This is a genomic window from Streptococcus sp. CL6.22, assembly GCF_049738055.1.
Lineage (GTDB): Bacteria > Bacillota > Bacilli > Lactobacillales > Streptococcaceae > Streptococcus > Streptococcus mitis_DJ.
On the sequence record NZ_JBKOTV010000004.1, the window covers coordinates 106,135 to 125,899 of the forward strand.

The following is a 19,765-nucleotide window of genomic DNA, read 5'->3' on the forward strand; positions in this document are numbered from 1 at the left end:
ATAAATATTCCTCCAATATTGTTTATTTTAAATCTAATTTTCTAACCTCAGTTATCATTTGGCAAACTATAGCAATGCCAATAATTAAAATACCTGATAGTAAAAACCAATGATTTACACCGATTTTATCAGCAAAGAATCCAGAAAGAATTAACCCAATTGGCATAGCAAGTGACATGATACTTCCGATCAAAGAAAATACACGTCCTAAATATTCAGGCTTAATTTTCTCCTGAAAAAGAGCTGTTTGCACACCGCTATAAAATGGCACCGAAAGCCCCATTATTGCACAGCAAACTACGAATATTACAAATCCATTTGGAGGAAGTATTCCCGAAACGGCTAAACTGGTCCCCATTATAAAAAATGAACTTGTTATTAGTAATACATGCTTTTCGAAGCCCCCTAATCTTCCTAATAATAAGCCTCCTGCTAGCATCCCAAATGCAAAGGAAATTTCCGTAATAGAAATATGCACAGGCGTTCCATTAAAGTGTTCCATGCTTATTAAAGGAAATAGTGCATTGATTGGCATATAAACAAAAGTATATAGTGTTCCTAAGAGTAATAAGGCAAACAATCCTTTGTTTTGTCTCAGAACCACAACTCCTTCTTTCATCTCCCTTATGAAATTTGGTTCTAAACTTTGCACTTGATTACCCAGCTTAGGTATACGTACAATTGCTACCGTAATAGATGCAATCACAGCACCCAATACGTCGATGGCAATAATAGCATTTAAATCCCAAACGGAGTATAAGAGTGCTGCAACTGCCGGACTAACAATATAGCTTATAGACTGCAAAGACTGACTATAGCCTGCGCATTTCGTTAGCTGTTCTTCTGGTACTAAAAGTGGTGTAACCGCATTGAGTGCTGGGGTATGAAAAGCTGTTCCAATGCTACGGATAAACAATACTATCATAATCATCCAGACAGGTAGCTCCATACAGAATGCAACAATAGCAAGCACTGCACCAGCTGCTGCGATAATTAAATCGGCACCAATCATTATCTTCTTCCTATCATGACGATCCACTAGCACACCAATGGCAGGTCCCAAAATCGCATAGGGTAAAAAACCTACTAATGAAGCCATAGACAAGACCATCGCAGATCCTGTTTTTTCTGTAAGGTAAAAAATAATCGCCATTTGCAGGATGGCACTAGTGATTAATGATACTGCTTGCCCTGCCCATATTGCATAAAATTTTCGTTTCCAATTGTTGTATTTTTCCATTTATATTATCTCCTGCATATTATTTTGCTTGAATTTCTATTTTGAATAGCATTCTAGGCAATAAAAAATGCAGGCCAAACCCCACAATGTGGCTTTTGGTCTGCATACATACAATTTGGAAACATTCATATTAAAGACATAGTTAAATAAAGGTATAGTTAAATAACCAATATCCTCACCGTAACTAATGAATGCTCAATATCGTATAAATAAGCACAACAAAAAAGCCTATCATCGGGTATAGATTCTGCTTTTTTTATTGCCAGCTTATCTTAAACGCATTGAGGCTGTCATAGTTTCGGTTCCTCCTACATCTTTGTTTATATCAATTTATAGTATAACACAACAAGATGATATGTTCAATATAAAAGTTATGGAATGAGACTCATACTTCCAATTCGATGCCAGATTTAAAGGATATGACGAAGTTTTCTTCATAGACTGTAACGCTCTGGATTATCTTCCTTAGTAGCAAGCGATTAGCTTTCACAAAATCTTCTGTTTGTAGTTTTAAAAATTCATCAGGATTTTCTAACTCAACCTCAAAATATTTCATTTTACATTCCCTCATTTCATTTATTGATAAATTGAGTTTGCAAAAAAGAGTGGACAATTTTTGTCTACTCTTAACCTTTAAAATAGTTTTTTTTAATCGATTTGAAGTTGCCTAAATTATTACTTATTCGGTAAAATGAAGTATTGCTTTCAACAGATTTCCTTCAACTACACTTCACTTGATTCAAACAAGGTGGGTACATTTCTATTCCCACAAACTCCTTGTCAATGGAAACAAACACGTACCCACAGGGTAAATGGAAATAGAAACTGATAATTTCTAGCTATCACTTCTACTCATTCCAAAAATTTTCTCACTCTGATACTTACCCACCATAAAGCAAAAAGCCTTGCAATCAAGGCTTTCATTATCCCTTTCGTTCAAAGGTTTCTAAGCTTTTACGAGCAGAGCGACACACTCAGCGGTTCGCTATCTCCGTTCTGTCTGCGTGCTAGCACTTGTCAATCACGGACAGCTATCGCATGGGCGGAAGTAAATGCTAATCTTCGTCGTTTTACTCCTTGACTAGCAAACTTACCGCCTCAACATGATGCGTTTGCGGAAATAAGTCAACCGGCTGGACTTTCTTCAACTCATATCCCAATTCTTGGTAGAGTTTGATATCACGCGCCATGGTCGCAACATTACAGGAGATATAGGCGATGCGGTCTGCTCCTGTTTGACTACTTGCCTTGATAAAGCTTTCGGTTAAGCCCTTGCGTGGAGGATCAACCAAGATAACGGTTGGCTGAATTCCATCTTTAAGCCAATTCTTCATAGCATTTTCGGCTGTATCACAGACATAGTGGGCGTTTGAAATATGGTTCAGTTGGGCATTCTTCTTGCTATTCTCAACCGCTTCTGGAATCACTTCGACACCATAGACTTTCTTGACATGTTTCGCAACAGAAAGACCAATCGTCCCGATACCAGAATAGGCATCAATGACCACATCATCTGATTTTAATGCTGCAAAGTCAATGGCTGTTTGATAAAGTTTTTCAGCCATTTCAGTATTGACTTGGTAAAAGGCAGGACCAGCGATTTGGTAGTTAGTTCCCAACATTTGGTCGGTAATATAGTCTTGACCATAAAGCGTACGCCATTCCTTGCCAAAAATCGCATTGGTGTTTTGGTCGTTGACATTTTGCATAACAGACGTGATGTCTGGGAACTGCTTGATTAATTGTTCAATTAATTGGTCAACACGAAAAACTTTGGGACGAGTTGTAACCAAAATAACCATGATTTGTCCTGAATAGTGCCCACGACGCACCACAAGGTTTCGAATCAAGCCAGCTTGTTCCTTTTCATCATAAGGTTTCAAATCATAACGACGGAGCAAGTCTCGTAGGGCTACTACTACCTCATCAATCACAGGATCCTGGATAAAGAAATCTTCCAAAGGCATGAGATCGTGGGAATTCTTACGGAAAAATCCTGTTTCCAAGACACCATTCACTCGACGAACAGGCACCTGTGCCTTGTTGCGGTACTTGACTGGATTTTCCATGCCTAAAGTTTCAGCAACCTCTATATCATCAATTCCAGCAATCTTATATAGACTATCCTTAACTTGCTTGGTTTTAAATTTGAGCTGTTCTGGATAGGCAAGATGACCTAAATCCGCGATTCCTGAACGCAGGTAAGCCAAATCTAAATCTTGATTACGGTGTGGTGATTGAACAAGGTATTCTTCAACTTTACCAAAACCAATCTTTTTATTGACCTTGAGGACACGCATGAGGATTTTTTCACTCGGTAAAGCATTCTCGACAAAGAATACCAAACCATCCACCTTGGCCACTCCTGCACCTTCATGGGTCAAGTCAACAATTTCAACTTCTACAATATCATTTTTCTTTAACATTTTCTTCTCTTTCTATTGACCGACAAAAAAGACGGCAACGTTACGGTTACCATCTATTATACCATGAAATTTCTTAAGAACCAAAACTCTTGAAGAAGTTGACAATGGCTTGCCAGAGGGAGCTTAGGAAATTGCCGCCGTCCTCTAGCGCCTTATCAGCATCAAAGTTAAGGTTGATATTTTTAAAACTGTCGCCAGCTTGTGAAACAATACTTTGTTTCAGGTCATTCAGGGTTTTAGTGAAGTCTGCATTGCTGAGGATATCACTCTTTGAAAGATTCAAAGCAAAATTGATGATGATATTGATCTGGTTTCCTGTTATAACCTGATCAAGTTTGTAATTTTTCAAGGTATCTTCAACAATCTTGCGGACATCTTCTTCTGTCAGATTTCCCTTGCTTTCTTTAGCTTTGGCGAGTCCTGACTTGATATCGGCTAGGGCAACGTTTAATTTATTAGCATCATAGCCTGACTTATCCTTGTTTTCAGCATTGATATCGGACAGAGCCTTCAGCTCTTCTTGAGCCAAGTCTTTATTAGCTTGTGGTACCTTGGCTCCATTAGCCTCTAGCGAATAGTAAATCCCTGCTAAGGCACTCTCACCTGTAACTGGAATGGGTGCTGCTACAGTGATTTTGGCGTGTTCCACACCCAAAGTTACGGCTGCATTTCGGTACATATCCTGAGTCACCTTAGTGATGTTTTCTGGTGTTTCAATCTTGACCTCAAGTGGCGACTTGTCACCTAGTTTTTGAATCTTGGCTGATGAATACAACTGTAAACTAGAGTCATTGGCAACATTCATAAGCTTAGAATAGACATCAGGTGTCATGGTTTTGAGTTCTTTGGTGTCTGTTGAGGCATTGTAGCCTAGTTTTTTAAGGGTTTGATTTTTTTGGTCTTCAGACAATGATGAACCTAGGACATATTCAGGTTGGACATAGGTTTCATCGATAACTTTTTGAACATCTGTTGCTGCATGGACGCTATTCATAGCTGTTACTGCCCACAAGACCGCAGCACTAGTCAGAAAGAGTTTCTTTCTCATAGGGAATTTCCTCCTTTACCTTTCTAGAGTAATATATCTATCTTAAAGAAAACTTATAACAAAAACACCTGGGCTAGCCAGATGTCGAAAAGAGAGTGAAACATTTGATGATGTAAAGGTTGAGTTGCACCTGTCTAGAATAGTAATAGTTTCCTCCATTTACATAGAGTTCGGCTCCATGAAAAATGGAAATGGGATGAATATAACTATAAGTCTTTCCAGTCGTATTACCCAGCAAGGGAGCAACAGTCTCACGAGAGTACTGTTTGGCCAGAGCCAAGGTATTTTCCTTGCCATTTTGGGCGATAAAATCGATATAGGCAGGTCCAAAATTATAGGCTTGAACAGCCGTCCAGACATCTACCCCCTTCTTCTGGGCCAGATAGAGATTATCTGTCAGAGTTTGAATGCCTTGCCGAATGCTAGAGGCATTATCATTGATGGTGTTGGTGGAACCACTTGCAGACTCACTAGACTGCATAACATCGCCTTCTTTTCCTTTTGTTTCGGTATAAATCATAGCGAGCACAAGCTCTTCGTTTGCTGGGGTGTCTTTTTCACTCAAGATTTCTCGCACCATGGGTTGATAGGTCATGACTTGCTTGACATCCTGGTTAACGCGGTAAGCTTTATAGCCAGCAAAAAGGAAGACTGCTAGTACAAGCACTCTTCGAATTCGTTTAAACATTATTTACTTTGGATATCCTCGATATTTTTGATTAAGATAGAGTAGGTTCCATTGTCGTTTTGGATAAACTCAACAGACTCGGCGTCTTGATAGACGTTATTGGGAACGATGAGCTCAATTCCATTTGACAAGGAGAGTTTTTGGTTTTCAAATTTCTTTAATTGGCGGCTGGCATCAATTTCATCAAATTGAACAGGCTCTGGTACAGATTCCTTGACTTGATCAATAAAGCTCAAACGAGCCGTCAGATTATTGTCAAAAAGGTCGTTGGCCAATTTTTCAGGTGACAATTCATTGCTTTCTTCCAGATTGTTAAAAATAGCTGATTTGACCTTGGATTGAAATTGAAAGTCATCTGTGTTAAAAGATTCAGCAATTCTCTGGGCCGTTTTTTCCAGTTCTTTGATAGATTTCTTAGGAGAAATCTTTGGAGCGACAGCAAGAAGATTATCTGAAAAATAGTTCAAAAAAGTCCCATTGTACTTAATTCGTTTTTCAATCAGATGGTACTTGCGACTCTGAAGATTAACCACCAAGGCCTCGTCAGCACCCGTTCCAAATCCAGGCAAGTTATTCTGAGTTAGCTTGATTGGATTATCAACTTCTCCTCCGAGGTGGATCAAGGTCTCCCGCAGGGCAATTCGTAAGAAAGCGAAATGTTCTACACCTTCTTTAGAAAATTGCACAAAAATCAAGTCATTGGTCTTGAGATTTTCTGAAATGCTGAACTCCTCTTTCCAGAGATTAGCCAGCGTCACTGATGTCTCCAACAAATCGTCTGTAATGTGATTGAAGAAGGGATTTTCTTCTTCGAAAATCCCAGTCTTAGCTTCATCTGAATACACACGTTCAATTTTTTTGCGCAGGTATTCTTCGATTTTTGGAGTAATATTGAGAAACTTATCCGCTAGGAACAGCTCGGTGTCATCCGGACTGAACTGATGAATAATAGCTTTCTTAATATAAATGTCCATAAAAGTTTTAGTCCTCGTATAATGGGAAGGCATCTGTTAATTCTTTAACTGCACTTCTCACTTCTTCTAAGACAGCTTCATTTTCTGCATTCTTAAGGGTTTTAATGATAAGTTCAGCCACTTTGCGACTTTCTTCTTCACCAAATCCACGAGCAGTAATGGCTGCTGCTCCGATACGAATACCACTTGTCTTGAATGGTGACAAGCTTTCGTAAGGGATTGAGTTTTTATTTAGGGTAATATTGACTTCATCCAGCAAGTTTTGAGCAACTTTTCCGTTTTCTACAACCTTAGTCACATCCACTAGGAAGAGGTGGTTTTCAGTTCCTCCAGAAATGATACGGAAATCAGGGTCTTGCAAGAAGACATCTGCCATAGTCTTGCTGTTCTTGATAACATTGGCAGCATATTCCTTGAAGTCTGGATCCAAAACTTCTTTGAAGGAAACTGCCTTAGCAGCAACAACATGCTCCAAAGGACCACCCTGAATACCTGGGAAAATAGCTGAATTGATTTTCTTAGCAAGTTCTTCATCATTAGTTAAAATCAAACCACCACGAGGTCCACGAAGGGTTTTGTGGGTCGTTGTTGTGGTGATATGAGCGTATGGTACTGGACTTGGGTGAAGACCAGCAGCAACCAAACCAGCGATATGGGCCATGTCTACCATGAGCTTCGCACCCACAGCATCCGCAATTTCACGGAATTTTGAAAAGTCGATAATTTGAGAATAGGCTGAAGCACCTGCTACAATCAGTTTTGGTTTGACTTCTTGGGCTTGTTTCAAGATAGCATCAAAGTCTAAGAGTTCCGTTTCAGGATCAACACTATAAGAAACAAAGTTGTAGGTTTGACCTGAGAAGCTAACAGGAGCCCCATGAGTCAAGTGACCACCTGCAGCCAAATCCATTCCCATAACCGTATCGCCAGGCTCAATCAAGGCCATGTAAGCAGCACAGTTGGCTTGGCTTCCTGAGTGAGGTTGGACATTGGCGAATTTAGCACCGAAAATTTCTTTTGCACGTTCAATGGCTAGACTTTCTACTACGTCTACTACATCTGTTCCACCATAATAACGGCGTCCTGGGTAGCCTTCGGCGTATTTATTCGTCAAGATAGACCCTTGAGCTGCCATGACAGCCTTGGAAACTACGTTTTCCGAAGCAATCAATTCAATATTGTTTTGTTGGCGTTCCTCTTCTTTGGCAATAGCATTCCAGAGATCAGCATCATATGCTTTAAAATCATCTTTGTCAAAAATCATAGGTCTTCTCCTTTTATTATGTGACTAGTTCATTAGTTTAATTTTCTTATTAGAAAATTAAACTAAAAGATGCGAATAAACCGTTTCTGCATTTTATCACAAATATAACCAACTTTTTCATAAAATGCATGAGCACCCAGACGATGATCGGCAGAGTTTAAGCGGATAAACCCATAACCACGTCTTTTTGATTCTTCCTCCAACCCTTGTAATAAGCTTTTACCAATACCTTGCCCTTGTGCTTGAGGCGAAACCGCTAAGCCTAAGATATTAAAGCCTGCTTTGGAATAGAGGGATTCATAAACTTCAGCATGGACATATCCAAGTAGGACATGACTGACTTCATCCTCATAGCCAAGTAGGAAATGATGTGAATCCTGAGATAATCTAGCTAGTTGACTAGCTGTGTCCTCTAGATTAAAAGAATAGCCCAAAGCCTCTTGGTTAATCTCACATATAGCATTCACATCTGTTTCTTGCAAATCTCTTAGCATCTCATGCCTCCTCAAAAGAAATCTCTGGCAACTGTGCAAGAATGTCTTCTCGCTTAATGGCCCCTTGGCGTAGGATTTTCACCTTGTCTCCAGACAAATCCAAAATTGTCGAATCCTGTCCAGTTAGAAAAGCATCGTCTTCAAGACCCAAAACCTCTTGGTCAAAATCCTCTAGAATCTGATCAAAGGTTACGCCACTTGCCTGACCTGAAATATTGGCAGACGGTCCAATCAAGGGCCCCGTCTCTCTAATTAAATCGAGTGTAATGGGGTGACTGGGCATCCGAAATCCCACCGTTGCAAGACCAGAATTGACCCAATAGGGAACTCTGTCATTGGCTTCTAGGATAATAGTCAAGGAACCCGGTAAAAAGGTCTCTACAAGTTTTTGCAGATAAGATGGCTGATTCTTAGAGAAGTACAAGATATCCTCTAGAGAGGCGATATTGAGATTGAGCGCCTTGTCTCTAGGACGATGTTTGAGCTGGTAAACATGGTCAACTGCTTTTTCATCTAGCGCCTTGGCAAAAAGACCGTAAACCGTCTCTGTAGGTAGAACAATAGCTCCACCATTTTCCAACTCTTGTCTAATCCTGTCCATCATCAACCACGACCATCCTATCTTGACCAAATTGGTCCTTGAGTGTTCTTACTTGCTTTTCAGGAAGATATTTCCTAAAAAGTTCAGGAACACTTTGACCTTGCTTGTATCCAATTTCAAGGTAAATCTTACCACCATCTTTGAGATAGTCTTTTGCATCTTCCGCAATTCTGCGATAAATAGCTAGGCCATCCTCATCTGCAAAGAGAGCTAGATGAGGCTCCGAATGCAAAACATTCAAGCCGACCTCTGACTCATCTTCACGAGAGATATAGGGTGGATTGGAAACAATTATATCATATTTTTCAGAAATTTCTGTAAAACAGTCAGATTTTTTTAAAAATATTTGAAGATTTTGCTTTTTAGCATTTTCGCTAGCTACATCTAAAGCATCTTGGGAAATGTCTACTGCTGTTACTGACCAATCTGGTCTTTTTTTTGCTAAGGCGAGAGCAATAGCTCCACTACCTGTTCCAATGTCCAGAACTGAAAGATTCGTCTCAGAATTTTCAGCCAGGATAAGCTCCACTAACTCCTCTGTTTCTGGACGAGGAATCAAAACTCGCTCATCAACTTTTAACTGCATTCCATAAAAATCTGCCTGTCCGATGATGTACTGTGGCGGTTTATGAGCTGCTAACTGTTGGAAAATTCCTTTAACAAAAACTTCTTCCTCTTTCGTCACTTCCTGCTGGAGGGCAAAGACAAAGTCAGTAAAAGAGAGATTTTTCAGGCTACGATAGACAAAAGAGAGGCTTTCAGCTTCCTCTCCTTGTCTAACCAACTCTTCTTCAAAATCTGAAAATAATTGAGCTAATTTCATTATTTGTTTAATTCTTCTAATTTTTGTGTTTGGTCATAAAGAACCAAGGCATCCACAACTTCATCCAATTTTCCAGATAAGATAGTATCTAGTTTTTGGAGGGTCAAGCCGATACGGTGGTCTGTAACACGGTTTTGTGGGAAATTATAAGTACGAATTCGTTCTGAACGGTCACCAGTACCGATTGTTGACTTACGCTCGGCATCTTGTTCATCTTGTGCAATTTGTGCAAAGTGGTCAGCAACACGCGCACGAATGATTTTCATGGCTTTTTCACGGTTTTTCTGCTGAGTACGTTCTTCCTGCATCTCAACCTTGATATTGGTTGGCAAGTGAACGATACGAACGGCAGTAGCAACCTTATTGACATTCTGTCCACCAGCACCAGAGGCGTGATAGATGTCAACACGAAGGTCTTTTGGATCAATATCGTATTCTACTTCTTCGACTTCAGGCATGACAAGAACTGTTGCTGTCGAAGTATGAACACGACCTTGGCTTTCTGTCACAGGGACACGTTGCACACGGTGAGCACCTGATTCGTACTTAAGCTTAGAATATACAGATTGACCCGAAACCATGGCAACCACTTCTTTAAAACCACCGACACCATTCATAGAGGCTTCCATGACTTCAAAGCGCCATCCTTGGGCTTCCGCATATTTTTGGTACATGGTTAGCAAATCACCAGCGAAAAGTGCTGCTTCATCTCCACCAGCGGCGCCACGGATTTCAAGGATGATATTCTTGTCATCGTTTGGATCCTTTGGAAGGAGCAAGATTTTTAGTTTTTCTTCGTATTCTTCTTTTTCAGCCTTGGCATCTTTGAGTTCTTGCTTAGCCATTTCTTCCAAATCCGCATCTCCGCCCGATTCCTTAATCATCTCTTCGGCATCAACGATGTTTTGAAGGACTTGTTTGTATTCTCGGTATGCCGTTACTGTGTCACGAGTTGAAGCCTCTTCTTTTGAAAGTTCCATGAAACGCTTGGTGTCAGAAACGACATCAGGGTCACTCAGTAATTCTCCTAATTCTTCATAACGGTCTTCTACAGCTTGTAGTTGATCATAGATGTTCATTTTTCTTCATTCTCCTTATTGATTTCAGGGGCAAAATAATGTTTACGGCAAACCGAGATATAGGTTTCATTTCCACCGATTTGAATCTGCTCACCATCATAAACGGGCAGTCCATCCTGCGTACGCAAAACCATAGTCGCCTTTTTCTTACAATACTGGCAAATGGTCTTAATCTCATCAATCTTGTCTGCTAAAAGCAAGAGATATTTGGAACCTTCGAACAATTCATTGCGAAAGTCATTTTTCAAACCAAAAGCCATGACAGGTATGTCTAACTCATCAACAACACGAGCTAGGTCGTAAACATGGTGACGCTTGAGAAACTGGGCCTCATCGACCAACACACAGTAAGGTGTTTCGGGTAAATCACGGATATAGCCGAAGATATCAGTTGTTTCCTCAATCGCAATGGCAGAGCGTTTCATGCCAATACGACTCGACACATAGCCAACACCGTCACGAGTATCAAGAGCTGAGGTCATAATCACAACACCTTTTCCTTGCTCCTCATAGTTATAGGCCACCTTGAGAATCTCAATTGTCTTTCCAGAGTTCATGGTCCCATAACGATAATACAACTGTGCCATGTTTCTTGCTTCACGTCCATTTCTAAATTTTTGCTACATTCTAGTATATCATAATTTTCTTAAGCTTTAAACGGCAAAATGTGGTAAAATAGAAGAAATCAAAACTAGTGGAGGAAGCTATTATGCCATTTGTACGCATCGATTTATTTGAAGGACGCACGCTCGATCAAAAGAAAGCTCTTGCTAAGGAAGTAACAGAAGCGGTTGTCCGCAACACTGGAGCCCCTCAATCTGCTGTCCATGTCATTATCAATGACATGCCAGAAGGAACTTACTTCCCACAAGGGGAAATGCGCAACAAATAAGCTAGCTTAAGCAGAATTGCTTAGGCTTTTTCAATCTCCAAGTAGCATCCATTGAAGAAATAGTTCAAATTTGTTACAATTTGAAAAGAGACTTGGAAAAATTTCCAAGAAAAGAGCTATTTATTAAAGGAAACATTATGATTACACGTGAATTTGATACCATCGCTGCTATCTCTACTCCACTAGGTGAAGGGGCTATTGGTATTGTCCGCCTGAGCGGAACAGAAAGTTTTGCTATTGCGCAAAAGATTTTTAAAGGAAAAGACTTGAGTAAGGTTGCTAGCCATACCCTTAACTACGGTCACATCGTTGATCCTCAGACAGGAAAAGTCATGGACGAAGTCATGGTTGGGGCTATGAAGTCTCCAAAGACCTTCACTCGTGAGGATATTATCGAGATTAATACCCACGGTGGTATTGCGGTGACCAATGAGATTCTCCAGCTAGCTATCCGTGAAGGAGCTCGATTGGCTGAACCTGGTGAATTTACTAAACGTGCCTTTTTAAACGGTCGCGTAGATTTGACACAGGCTGAGGCAGTGATGGACATCATCCGTGCAAAGACAGACAAGGCCATGAACATTGCGGTCAAACAATTAGATGGTTCCCTTTCTGACCTCATTAACAATACCCGTCAAGAAATCCTTAACACACTTGCCCAAGTTGAGGTTAATATCGACTATCCTGAGTATGACGATGTTGAGGAAGCCACTACTGCTGTTGTCCGTGAGAAGACAATGGAGTTTGAACAATTACTAACTAATCTCCTTAGGACAGCCCGTCGCGGCAAAATCCTCCGTGAGGGAATTTCAACAGCTATCATCGGCCGTCCTAACGTTGGAAAATCCAGCCTCCTCAACAACCTCTTACGTGAGGACAAGGCTATCGTTACAGACATTGCTGGTACAACTCGAGATGTCATCGAAGAATACGTCAACATCAACGGTGTTCCTCTCAAATTGATTGACACAGCTGGTATTCGTGAAACGGATGATATCGTTGAACAAATTGGAGTTGAGCGTTCGAAAAAAGCCCTCAAGGAAGCCGACTTGGTTCTACTGGTGCTAAATGCCAGTGAACCACTAACCGCCCAAGACCGCCAACTCCTAGAAATCAGTCAGGAGACTAATCGCATTATTCTTCTTAATAAAACCGACCTGCCAGAAACGATTGAAACTTCAGAACTTCCTGAAGACGTTATTCGTATTTCAGTCCTAAAAAACCAAAATATTGATAAGATTGAAGAACGTATCAACAACCTCTTCTTTGAAAATGCTGGTCTAGTCGAGCAAGATGCTACTTACTTGTCCAACGCCCGTCATATTTCCTTGATTGAGAAGGCTGTTGAAAGTTTGCAAGCTGTTAATGAAGGGCTGGAACTAGGTATGCCAGTTGACTTGCTTCAAGTTGACTTGACCCGTACTTGGGAAATCCTCGGAGAAATCACTGGGGATGCTGCTCCTGATGAACTCATCACCCAACTCTTTAGCCAATTCTGTTTAGGAAAATAAGAAAAATCCATGATCCTTCATTCGGTCATGGATTTTATTGTCTTTATTAGTAATCTGGTCTTAAAACCCCTGTTACAGTTGCCTTAGTCGCTTCGTAGTCGCCATCTACGACAACCTTGATAATTCGTTTGGCATCTTCTTCTGGTGCTGGAACTAGAGGTAGACGAGTTGGTCCAGCTTCAAATCCCATGTAGTTAAGAACCGCCTTAACAGGAGCAGGACTTGGATAAGAGAAGAGGGCATTGACCTTAGGAATGAATTTACGCTGAATAGCTGCGGCTTTTTTCATATCGCTTTCTGCAATTGCAGTGAACATCTCGTGCATCTCATCCCCATTTGTATGAGAGGCAACAGAAATAACCCCATCAGCACCAAGGTTCATGGCATGGAAAGCATCTCCATCCTCACCTGTATAAATCAAGAACTCCTCTGGCTTGTGCTCAATCAAGTAAGCCATATTGGCCAAGCTAGTACATTCTTTGACCCCAATGATATTTGGATGGTCAGCCAAGCGAAGCATGGTTTCTGGAGTTAATTCTACAACTACACGCCCTGGAATGTTATAGATAATAATAGGTAAGTCAGAAGCATCTGCAATGGCCTTAAAATGCTGATACATTCCTTCTTGAGAAGGTTTGTTGTAGTAAGGTACAATAGCAAGCCCAGCAGCAAAACCACCAAATTCCGCGACTTCTTTGACAAACTCAATAGAGTCACGCGTATCATTGGTACCCACACCCGCAATCAAAGGAACACGTCCATTGACAACTTTTTGTACAGCCGCAAAGAGCTCCAACTCTTCATCGTGAGTCAATGTCGGACTCTCAGCAGTGGTACCTGCGAGAAGAATTCCATCCGTATGATGCGTCAACAAATGCTCAATCAAGGCTGGAATGGCATCAAAGTTAATGGAACCATCCTCATGGAAGGGGGTAATAAAGGCTGTGATGATTTTACACTCTTTTAAATCTTGATAAGACATGAGAAACACCTCTCTATTTCAAAGAAGGAGTTCATCTGAACTCCTAAACAATATGACTATTTTAATTCAAATTTCAATTCAGCTGTTGGACGAACCAAGTCACGTTCATGAAGGGTTTCAGCAATCTGAACTGAGTTCCAAGCAGCACCTTTGAGCAGGTTATCAGAAACAACCCACATGTGGATTCCTTTTTCTGCATCCAAGTCTTTACGGATACGACCAACAAAGGTATCACGAGAACCCACTGCATTAATGGCTTGAGGATAAATTTGATGAGCCACATCATCTTCAAGAACAGCACCTGGGAAGGCTGCGATAGCTGCTTTTACTTCTTCAATTGGAGCCACTTCTTTTGTTTCGATGTAAACAGACTCAGAGTGAGCTGACAAGACTGGAATACGCACACATGTTGCAGATACTGCAATGCTATCATCTTCCATGATTTTCTTAGTTTCCTTAGTCATCTTCATCTCTTCGTAAGTGTAATCATTGTCAGTGAAGACATCGATTTGTGGAAGAGCATTGAAGGCGATAGGATAGTGTTTCTTGTCCCCACCTGAAGGCAAGATTTCGGCATGTAAATCACGTGGGGTTACACCATCATTCAAGACTTCACGAAGTTCACGTTGTGTCTCAAGAATTGCTCCCATACCAGCACCTGAAACTGCTTGGTAAGTTGAAACAATGATACGGTCCAAGCCCCATTTTTGGCGAACTGGCTCAAGAGCTACCATCATTTGAATTGTTGAACAGTTAGGGCAGGCAATAATCCCATTGTGGGCATCAAGTGCATGAGCATTGACCTCTGGAACAACCAAAGGAACATCTGGATTTTGACGGAAGTAAGATGTATTATCTACTACTACCGCTCCAGCTTTAACTGCGTATGGTGCATATTTAGCTGATGTAGAACCACCTGCTGAAAAGAGAGCAATATCAACTCCTTCAAAAGCTGTTTCAGTTGTTTCTTCAATCGTAATATCTTGATCTTTAAACTTCAAAGTCTTGCCTGCTGAACGTGCAGAAGCAAGTAAACGAATTTTATCGATTGGAAGTGTTGATTCTTCCAACATTTTTATCATCTGAGCTCCGACAGCACCTGTCGCGCCGACTACAGCAACTGTATATCCCATAAATAACCTCTTTTGGAATTTTCTAAAAATTTCTATAATAGATGTATTATACTACTTTTTCCATGAATTGCAAAGCTTTTTCATCATTTTTTAGAAAATAAAAATCCCCAGTCGCTAGACTAGGGACTAAGAGGCATCTTCATGTGATGAGCAGGTTCACACAACTCATCAAGGTCCGCTCCTGCGTTATGACCTCCTTATGCTCAATAGTAGTCCGAGGACTACCTATCGACTCATCGCGTCTATTATATTACTAGAAATAAGTGGTTTTGTCAATAAAAAATCTTTTCAGGATGACTTTTATTATACAAAAGTCAGAATTTTTTCTCGCGAGCATAAGAAAAAACTCTTGTATTCAAGAGTTTCCCTGAAAATATCATGCTAATTGCCGGGATTGAACCGGCGACCTCATCCTTACCATGGATGCGCTCTGCCAACTGAGCTAAATCAGCTTACTTAAAAGTATACTAAAGTTAGAAAAACTTGTCAAGTTTCCTTAGAAATTTTCTATAAGAAAAAGCCAGGTAAGAGCCACCTAGCTTATCTTCTTCTATTTGCTTAAATCAATTCGACGACCAATTTTACCAATGATAATCGCACCAATAATCAATGAGGCAAATTCACCAATACCTGTTGTAAACCAAGTAAGGAAAAATGGTAATTGCGCTACGATATTCAACTCGGCAGCGATAGTAAACATGGAAATTGAAAAAAGGATTGAGAAGAAGAAATGATCTTTTCGAATCAATCCGTTAAAAAGATAATCCTTGCTGTATTTTGCAAAAAGCCAAACACCTAGACTGAGGAATACTAAGGTTGATCCACCACCAACAAAGACATCTAGCAGTCCGAAGCTAAAGAAATTAGCAATCATACAACCGATTGTAACTCCGATGATGTACTTTGGATTGTAAAAAGCCATAAAATTCATCATTTCTGAAATACGGAACTGATAAGCACCATAGCTAATGGCATTTAGGGGTGGTGTGACAGTCAAAACGACATAGATAGCAGCAACGATTGCAATATCTGCAACATCACGAATAGTTAATTTTTTCATATTTTCTCCTTTAGCGGTTGCCCGCGTATAATATGCTTGGTGAAAGAAGCTAAGCACCAAGGGTTGATTGAATCAACCTTACTAGTATAGCACAATAGCCTGCTTTATGCTATACTAAAAGCATGAAAAAACGTATTCAAAGTCTCTTGAAAAATGAGCTTTTACTCTATCTCTTTTTTGGAATAGCCACTACTCTTGTTTCTATCCTATCCAGATTAGTCATTTATCAAGTAACTCATAGAGAACTCCTTGCTACTGGACTAGCAAATAGTATCGGTATCCTATTTGCTTTTATCACAAATGATACAATTGTATTTAAGCAAGCTAGGCAGAATTGGCCAAGCCGTTTAGTTAAATTTACTATAGCACGTCTTTCTACTTTTCTTTTAGACTTGTTTTTAACTTTTCTCTTTGTAACTCAGTTTCCTAATATTATCGGGCAATTTGTAAATGATAATATTAACAAGGTGAATAGTATTGAAACAGTTATTGCACAATTCTTAATAATTATCCTCAATTACATTTTTAGTAAGGTATTTATTTTTAAAAAATAAGAAAAATTTTAAACATATAGCTTGCAAGAACTTCTTAATTAATATATAATTAAGTGTAAAAATTTTTTGAAAGGAAATTATGAAAATGTTAAAAGATCTTAAAGCATTTTTGCTTCGTGGTAATGTTGTTGACCTTGCTGTCGGTGTGATCATTGCCACTGCTTTTGGTGCAATCGTTACATCACTTGTTAACGATATCATCACTCCACTTATTTTGAATCCAGCCTTGGAAGCTGCGAAAGTACAAAACATCGCTGAGCTTGCTTGGAATGGTGTTACATATGGTAAATTCTTGAGTGCTGTTATCAACTTCCTAGTTATCGGTACTGTTCTCTTCTTCGTTATCAAAGGAATTGAAAAAGCTCAAAGCCTTACTAAGAAAGAAGAAGCTGCTGAGGAAGCTCCAGCTGGTCCAACTGAGTTGGAAGTACTTCAAGAGATCAAAGCTCTTCTTGAGAAAAAATAATCAATTAAAAGGATCTAGCACAAAGCTAAATCCTTTTTTCTTTACTCTTTCGGTAACTTGCCTGCTTTCTCAAGCATTTTCTTAATAAGATAAGGCATCTTAACATTTTCCCGACCTTTTTTCTCAATCAGTTTTTTCACAAATTCCGGCATTTGTAAATCTTCTGATTCGGCCAAAATGTTTTTAGTCTCATCTGACGGAACTAACTCATCAAAGGTTTCTTCTTCTGGGAGAAATTCCTTAAACTCTTTGTTCTCATTAGCTCTGACGGTATTGACCAAGGCATCAATCAAGCGAGAATCTGTATTTGGCATTGGTGGACGATGGTAGTTTACTCCAAATTCCTGACATAAATCATAACATTCCACATCATTGTCAAACAAGACTTCAATGTGCTCACTGATAAAACTAATAGGTACAAAAATATAATGGTCTGGATGTTCTTTCTGTTCTCTGAGATACTCTAAAACATCTGGTTTAATCCATGGAATACCAATATCACTCTCACTCTGCCAAGTGTTGGTATATTGTTCTGAACTCAAACCTAGTTTTTCAGCGACTAGCTTGCTATTTTCAAAAATTTGATCGATATATGGGTCACCAAAATCCAAGGCAAAAATAGGCACACTGTGGGCTGAAAAGATGACTTTAAAGCTATCCTGCTTTACTTCTTCTTTTAAAATTTTACCAATTTCATCTGCCCAATAGTTTAACAGCGCTTCTTCTTGATACCAGTCCTTAATGACTAAAAATTGAATTTGCTTGCTTTCTAAAAATTTTTCATAGCCCATGACAGAGTAGAAAGAATAATGGGGCTCCAAAATCAAGCAAATACACTGCTCGATTCCGTCTGCTTCCATCTGACCAATCACATCTGGGATAAAAGGTCTAGAAAACTTATTAGCAAAATAAACACTATACTCATTCCCCAGTCTAGCTTCTACTAAGGCAACCTCTTCACGGGTAATTCTTTGCAGAGGCGTACCTCCAATAAGTACATAATTATCATAGAGTGTTTGAACCTCGTGGTCTTGAGGTCTCACTCCGCGACGAATATTTGTGAAAAAATCAGCCACACCTTCAAAGGTAATCTCTTCTGGTGAACCGAAAGTCATCATTAAAATTGCTTTTTTCATAATCGCTTCCTTGTGATATTTTTATCAAGTTTATTTTATCATTAATTTGTTGATAAGTAAACGCCAACATAGCGAATTTCCCTAACTTCAGTCTTTTGTTTTTCTCTCTTTTCTATGATACAATGGAAAAAATGAATTCAAAAGGAGTTTTTTATGACTTATCCCAATCTCTTGGACCGATTCCTAACCTACGTTAAGGTCAACACGCGCTCTGATGAACACTCTACTACTACTCCAAGTACACAGAGTCAGGTTGACTTCGCAACCAATGTCCTGATCCCTGAAATGAAACGTGTTGGATTACAAAATGTTTATTATCTAGCAAATGGTTTTGCAATTGGAACCTTGCCAGCCAATGATCCATCTTTAACACGTAAGATTGGCTTCATCTCCCACATGGATACTGCTGATTTTAAAGCCGAAGGAGTCAAGCCACAGGTAATTGAAAACTACGATGGTGGTGTGATTGAACTTGGAAATTCTGGTTTCAAACTCGATCCAGCTGACTTTAAGAGTCTAGAGAAATATCCAGGACAAACGCTCATCACAACCGATGGAACAACCTTACTAGGTGCTGATGACAAGTCAGGGATTGCTGAAATTATGACTGCTATTGAATATCTGACTGCCCATCCTGAAATCAAGCACTGTGAGATTCGTGTTGGTTTTGGTCCAGATGAAGAAATCGGTGTTGGTGCCAATAAATTTGATGCAGAAGATTTCGATGTAGATTTTGCCTATACTGTAGATGGCGGACCTCTCGGAGAACTTCAGTACGAGACCTTCTCAGCCGCTGGTGCTGAATTGCATTTCCAAGGACGCAATGTCCACCCTGGTACTGCCAAAGGGCAGATGGTCAATGCCCTTCAGCTAGCAATTGATTTTCATAATCAACTTCCAGAGAATGACCGACCCGAGTTAACAGAAGGTTACCAAGGCTTCTACCACCTAATGGATGTGATAGGTAGTGTCGAAGAGGCACGTGCAAGCTACATCATTCGTGATTTTGAAAAAGATGCCTTTGAAGCGCGTAAAGCAGCAATGCAGTCTATCGCTGATAAGATGAATCAAGAACTTGGTAGCGACCGTGTCACCCTAAACTTGACAGACCAGTACTACAATATGAAAGAAGTCATTGAGAAAGATATGACTCCAATTACCATTGCCAAAGCCGTTATGGAAGATTTGGGTATTACTCCTATTATCGAACCAATTCGTGGAGGGACAGACGGCTCTAAGATTTCCTTTATGGGAATCCCAACTCCTAATATCTTTGCGGGAGGAGAAAATATGCATGGACGTTTTGAATACGTCAGCCTTCAGACTATGGAACGTGCAGTTGATACCATCATTGGTATCGTAGCTTATGAAGACTAAAAAGACGAGGTAGCTTA

Annotated in this window: 21 protein-coding genes, 1 tRNA gene and 1 riboswitch; of the genes, 5 read left to right on the top strand and 17 right to left on the bottom strand. The window is 39.9% G+C overall.

The window, feature by feature from the left end; translation table 11 throughout:
* Nucleotides 1-22: 22 nt before the first annotated feature.
* From mef(A) to ACLNCW_RS03140, 12 genes are all read right to left on the bottom strand, one after another.
* Nucleotides 23-1,240, bottom strand: coding sequence for a macrolide efflux MFS transporter Mef(A) (mef(A), locus tag ACLNCW_RS03085; protein WP_000417519.1), 1,218 nt, complete (start codon nucleotides 1,238-1,240; stop codon nucleotides 23-25).
* Nucleotides 1,241-1,625: 385 nt separating this feature from the next.
* Complete coding sequence (locus ACLNCW_RS03090) at nucleotides 1,626-1,796, bottom strand: hypothetical protein (RefSeq protein ID WP_000873143.1); 171 nt, start codon at nucleotides 1,794-1,796, stop codon at nucleotides 1,626-1,628.
* A 514-nt stretch (nucleotides 1,797-2,310) separates the two neighbouring features.
* Nucleotides 2,311-3,666, bottom strand: a complete 1,356-nt coding sequence (rlmD, locus tag ACLNCW_RS03095; protein ID WP_424845351.1) for a 23S rRNA (uracil(1939)-C(5))-methyltransferase RlmD — start codon at nucleotides 3,664-3,666, stop codon at nucleotides 2,311-2,313.
* 73 nt (nucleotides 3,667-3,739) lie between these two features.
* Entirely contained in the window at nucleotides 3,740-4,714 is a 975-nt protein-coding gene (locus tag ACLNCW_RS03100; protein ID WP_125454511.1) for a DUF1002 domain-containing protein, read from the bottom strand.
* 73 nt (nucleotides 4,715-4,787) lie between these two features.
* A complete protein-coding gene (gene pmp23 / locus ACLNCW_RS03105; protein WP_424845352.1) occupies nucleotides 4,788-5,402 on the bottom strand; it encodes a cell wall hydrolase Pmp23 in 615 nt (204 codons plus the stop codon).
* Nucleotides 5,402-6,376 carry a nucleoid-associated protein gene (locus ACLNCW_RS03110; RefSeq protein ID WP_424845353.1) on the bottom strand — a complete coding sequence of 325 codons (975 nt, stop codon included), beginning with the start codon at nucleotides 6,374-6,376 and terminating at the stop codon, nucleotides 5,402-5,404. Before ACLNCW_RS03110 ends, pmp23 begins: the two co-directional genes overlap by 1 nt.
* A 7-nt stretch (nucleotides 6,377-6,383) precedes the next feature.
* On the bottom strand, nucleotides 6,384-7,640 hold the full coding sequence (glyA, locus tag ACLNCW_RS03115; protein ID WP_424845354.1) for a serine hydroxymethyltransferase: 1,257 nt from the start codon (nucleotides 7,638-7,640) through the stop codon (nucleotides 6,384-6,386).
* 62 nt (nucleotides 7,641-7,702) lie between these two features.
* Nucleotides 7,703-8,134 carry a GNAT family N-acetyltransferase gene (locus ACLNCW_RS03120; protein ID WP_261032910.1) on the bottom strand — a complete coding sequence of 144 codons (432 nt, stop codon included), beginning with the start codon at nucleotides 8,132-8,134 and terminating at the stop codon, nucleotides 7,703-7,705.
* A gap of 1 nt (nucleotide 8,135) precedes the next feature.
* On the bottom strand, nucleotides 8,136-8,738 hold the full coding sequence (locus tag ACLNCW_RS03125) for an L-threonylcarbamoyladenylate synthase (RefSeq protein ID WP_261032908.1): 603 nt from the start codon (nucleotides 8,736-8,738) through the stop codon (nucleotides 8,136-8,138).
* Nucleotides 8,722-9,558 (bottom strand): peptide chain release factor N(5)-glutamine methyltransferase, encoded by an 837-nt coding sequence (gene prmC, locus ACLNCW_RS03130; RefSeq protein ID WP_261032907.1) that lies wholly within the window; start codon nucleotides 9,556-9,558, stop codon nucleotides 8,722-8,724. The genes ACLNCW_RS03125 and prmC overlap by 17 nt, the downstream gene beginning before the upstream one ends.
* The gene (prfA, locus tag ACLNCW_RS03135) at nucleotides 9,558-10,637 is read right to left on the bottom strand and encodes a peptide chain release factor 1 (RefSeq protein ID WP_001028815.1); all 1,080 of its coding nucleotides are present in this window, start codon (nucleotides 10,635-10,637) and stop codon (nucleotides 9,558-9,560) included. Before prfA ends, prmC begins: the two co-directional genes overlap by 1 nt.
* Entirely contained in the window at nucleotides 10,634-11,224 is a 591-nt protein-coding gene (locus ACLNCW_RS03140) for a thymidine kinase (protein WP_261042854.1), read from the bottom strand. Before ACLNCW_RS03140 ends, prfA begins: the two co-directional genes overlap by 4 nt.
* Before the next feature lie 122 nt (nucleotides 11,225-11,346).
* On the opposite strand from ACLNCW_RS03140, the gene ACLNCW_RS03145 reads away from it, so the two are divergent.
* A complete protein-coding gene (locus ACLNCW_RS03145; protein WP_424845355.1) occupies nucleotides 11,347-11,529 on the top strand; it encodes a 4-oxalocrotonate tautomerase in 183 nt (60 codons plus the stop codon).
* A 137-nt stretch (nucleotides 11,530-11,666) separates the two neighbouring features.
* Complete coding sequence (mnmE, locus tag ACLNCW_RS03150) at nucleotides 11,667-13,040, top strand: tRNA uridine-5-carboxymethylaminomethyl(34) synthesis GTPase MnmE (protein WP_049501753.1); 1,374 nt, start codon at nucleotides 11,667-11,669, stop codon at nucleotides 13,038-13,040.
* Nucleotides 13,041-13,086: 46 nt separating this feature from the next.
* On the opposite strand, the gene dapA is transcribed toward mnmE, so the two are convergent.
* From dapA to ACLNCW_RS03170, 4 genes are all read right to left on the bottom strand, one after another.
* A complete protein-coding gene (dapA, locus tag ACLNCW_RS03155) occupies nucleotides 13,087-14,022 on the bottom strand; it encodes a 4-hydroxy-tetrahydrodipicolinate synthase (RefSeq protein WP_261047687.1) in 936 nt (311 codons plus the stop codon).
* A 56-nt stretch (nucleotides 14,023-14,078) separates the two neighbouring features.
* Nucleotides 14,079-15,155 (bottom strand): aspartate-semialdehyde dehydrogenase, encoded by a 1,077-nt coding sequence (locus tag ACLNCW_RS03160; RefSeq protein ID WP_070842326.1) that lies wholly within the window; start codon nucleotides 15,153-15,155, stop codon nucleotides 14,079-14,081.
* 379 nt (nucleotides 15,156-15,534) lie between these two features.
* Nucleotides 15,535-15,607, bottom strand: a tRNA-Thr gene (locus ACLNCW_RS03165).
* Between the two features lie 98 nt (nucleotides 15,608-15,705).
* A complete protein-coding gene (locus ACLNCW_RS03170; protein WP_000737072.1) occupies nucleotides 15,706-16,215 on the bottom strand; it encodes a QueT transporter family protein in 510 nt (169 codons plus the stop codon).
* Nucleotides 16,213-16,309: riboswitch (PreQ1 riboswitch) on the bottom strand. (Overlaps the previous gene by 3 nt.)
* Before the next feature lie 28 nt (nucleotides 16,310-16,337).
* Between ACLNCW_RS03170 and ACLNCW_RS03175 the strand changes: the two genes are divergently transcribed.
* Both ACLNCW_RS03175 and mscL read left to right on the top strand, forming a co-directional pair.
* Nucleotides 16,338-16,769, top strand: coding sequence for a GtrA family protein (locus ACLNCW_RS03175; RefSeq protein WP_424845356.1), 432 nt, complete (start codon nucleotides 16,338-16,340; stop codon nucleotides 16,767-16,769).
* Nucleotides 16,770-16,854: 85 nt separating this feature from the next.
* Nucleotides 16,855-17,235 carry a large conductance mechanosensitive channel protein MscL gene (gene mscL / locus ACLNCW_RS03180; RefSeq protein WP_000910205.1) on the top strand — a complete coding sequence of 127 codons (381 nt, stop codon included), beginning with the start codon at nucleotides 16,855-16,857 and terminating at the stop codon, nucleotides 17,233-17,235.
* Nucleotides 17,236-17,276: 41 nt separating this feature from the next.
* Here mscL and hemH read toward each other — a convergent pair whose 3' ends face one another.
* Nucleotides 17,277-18,371 carry a ferrochelatase gene (gene hemH / locus ACLNCW_RS03185; protein ID WP_084953919.1) on the bottom strand — a complete coding sequence of 365 codons (1,095 nt, stop codon included), beginning with the start codon at nucleotides 18,369-18,371 and terminating at the stop codon, nucleotides 17,277-17,279.
* 153 nt (nucleotides 18,372-18,524) lie between these two features.
* Here hemH and pepT point away from each other — a divergent pair, with 153 nt between their 5' ends.
* A complete protein-coding gene (gene pepT, locus ACLNCW_RS03190) occupies nucleotides 18,525-19,748 on the top strand; it encodes a peptidase T (protein ID WP_049515286.1) in 1,224 nt (407 codons plus the stop codon).
* The last annotated feature ends 17 nt before the right edge of the window (nucleotides 19,749-19,765 follow it).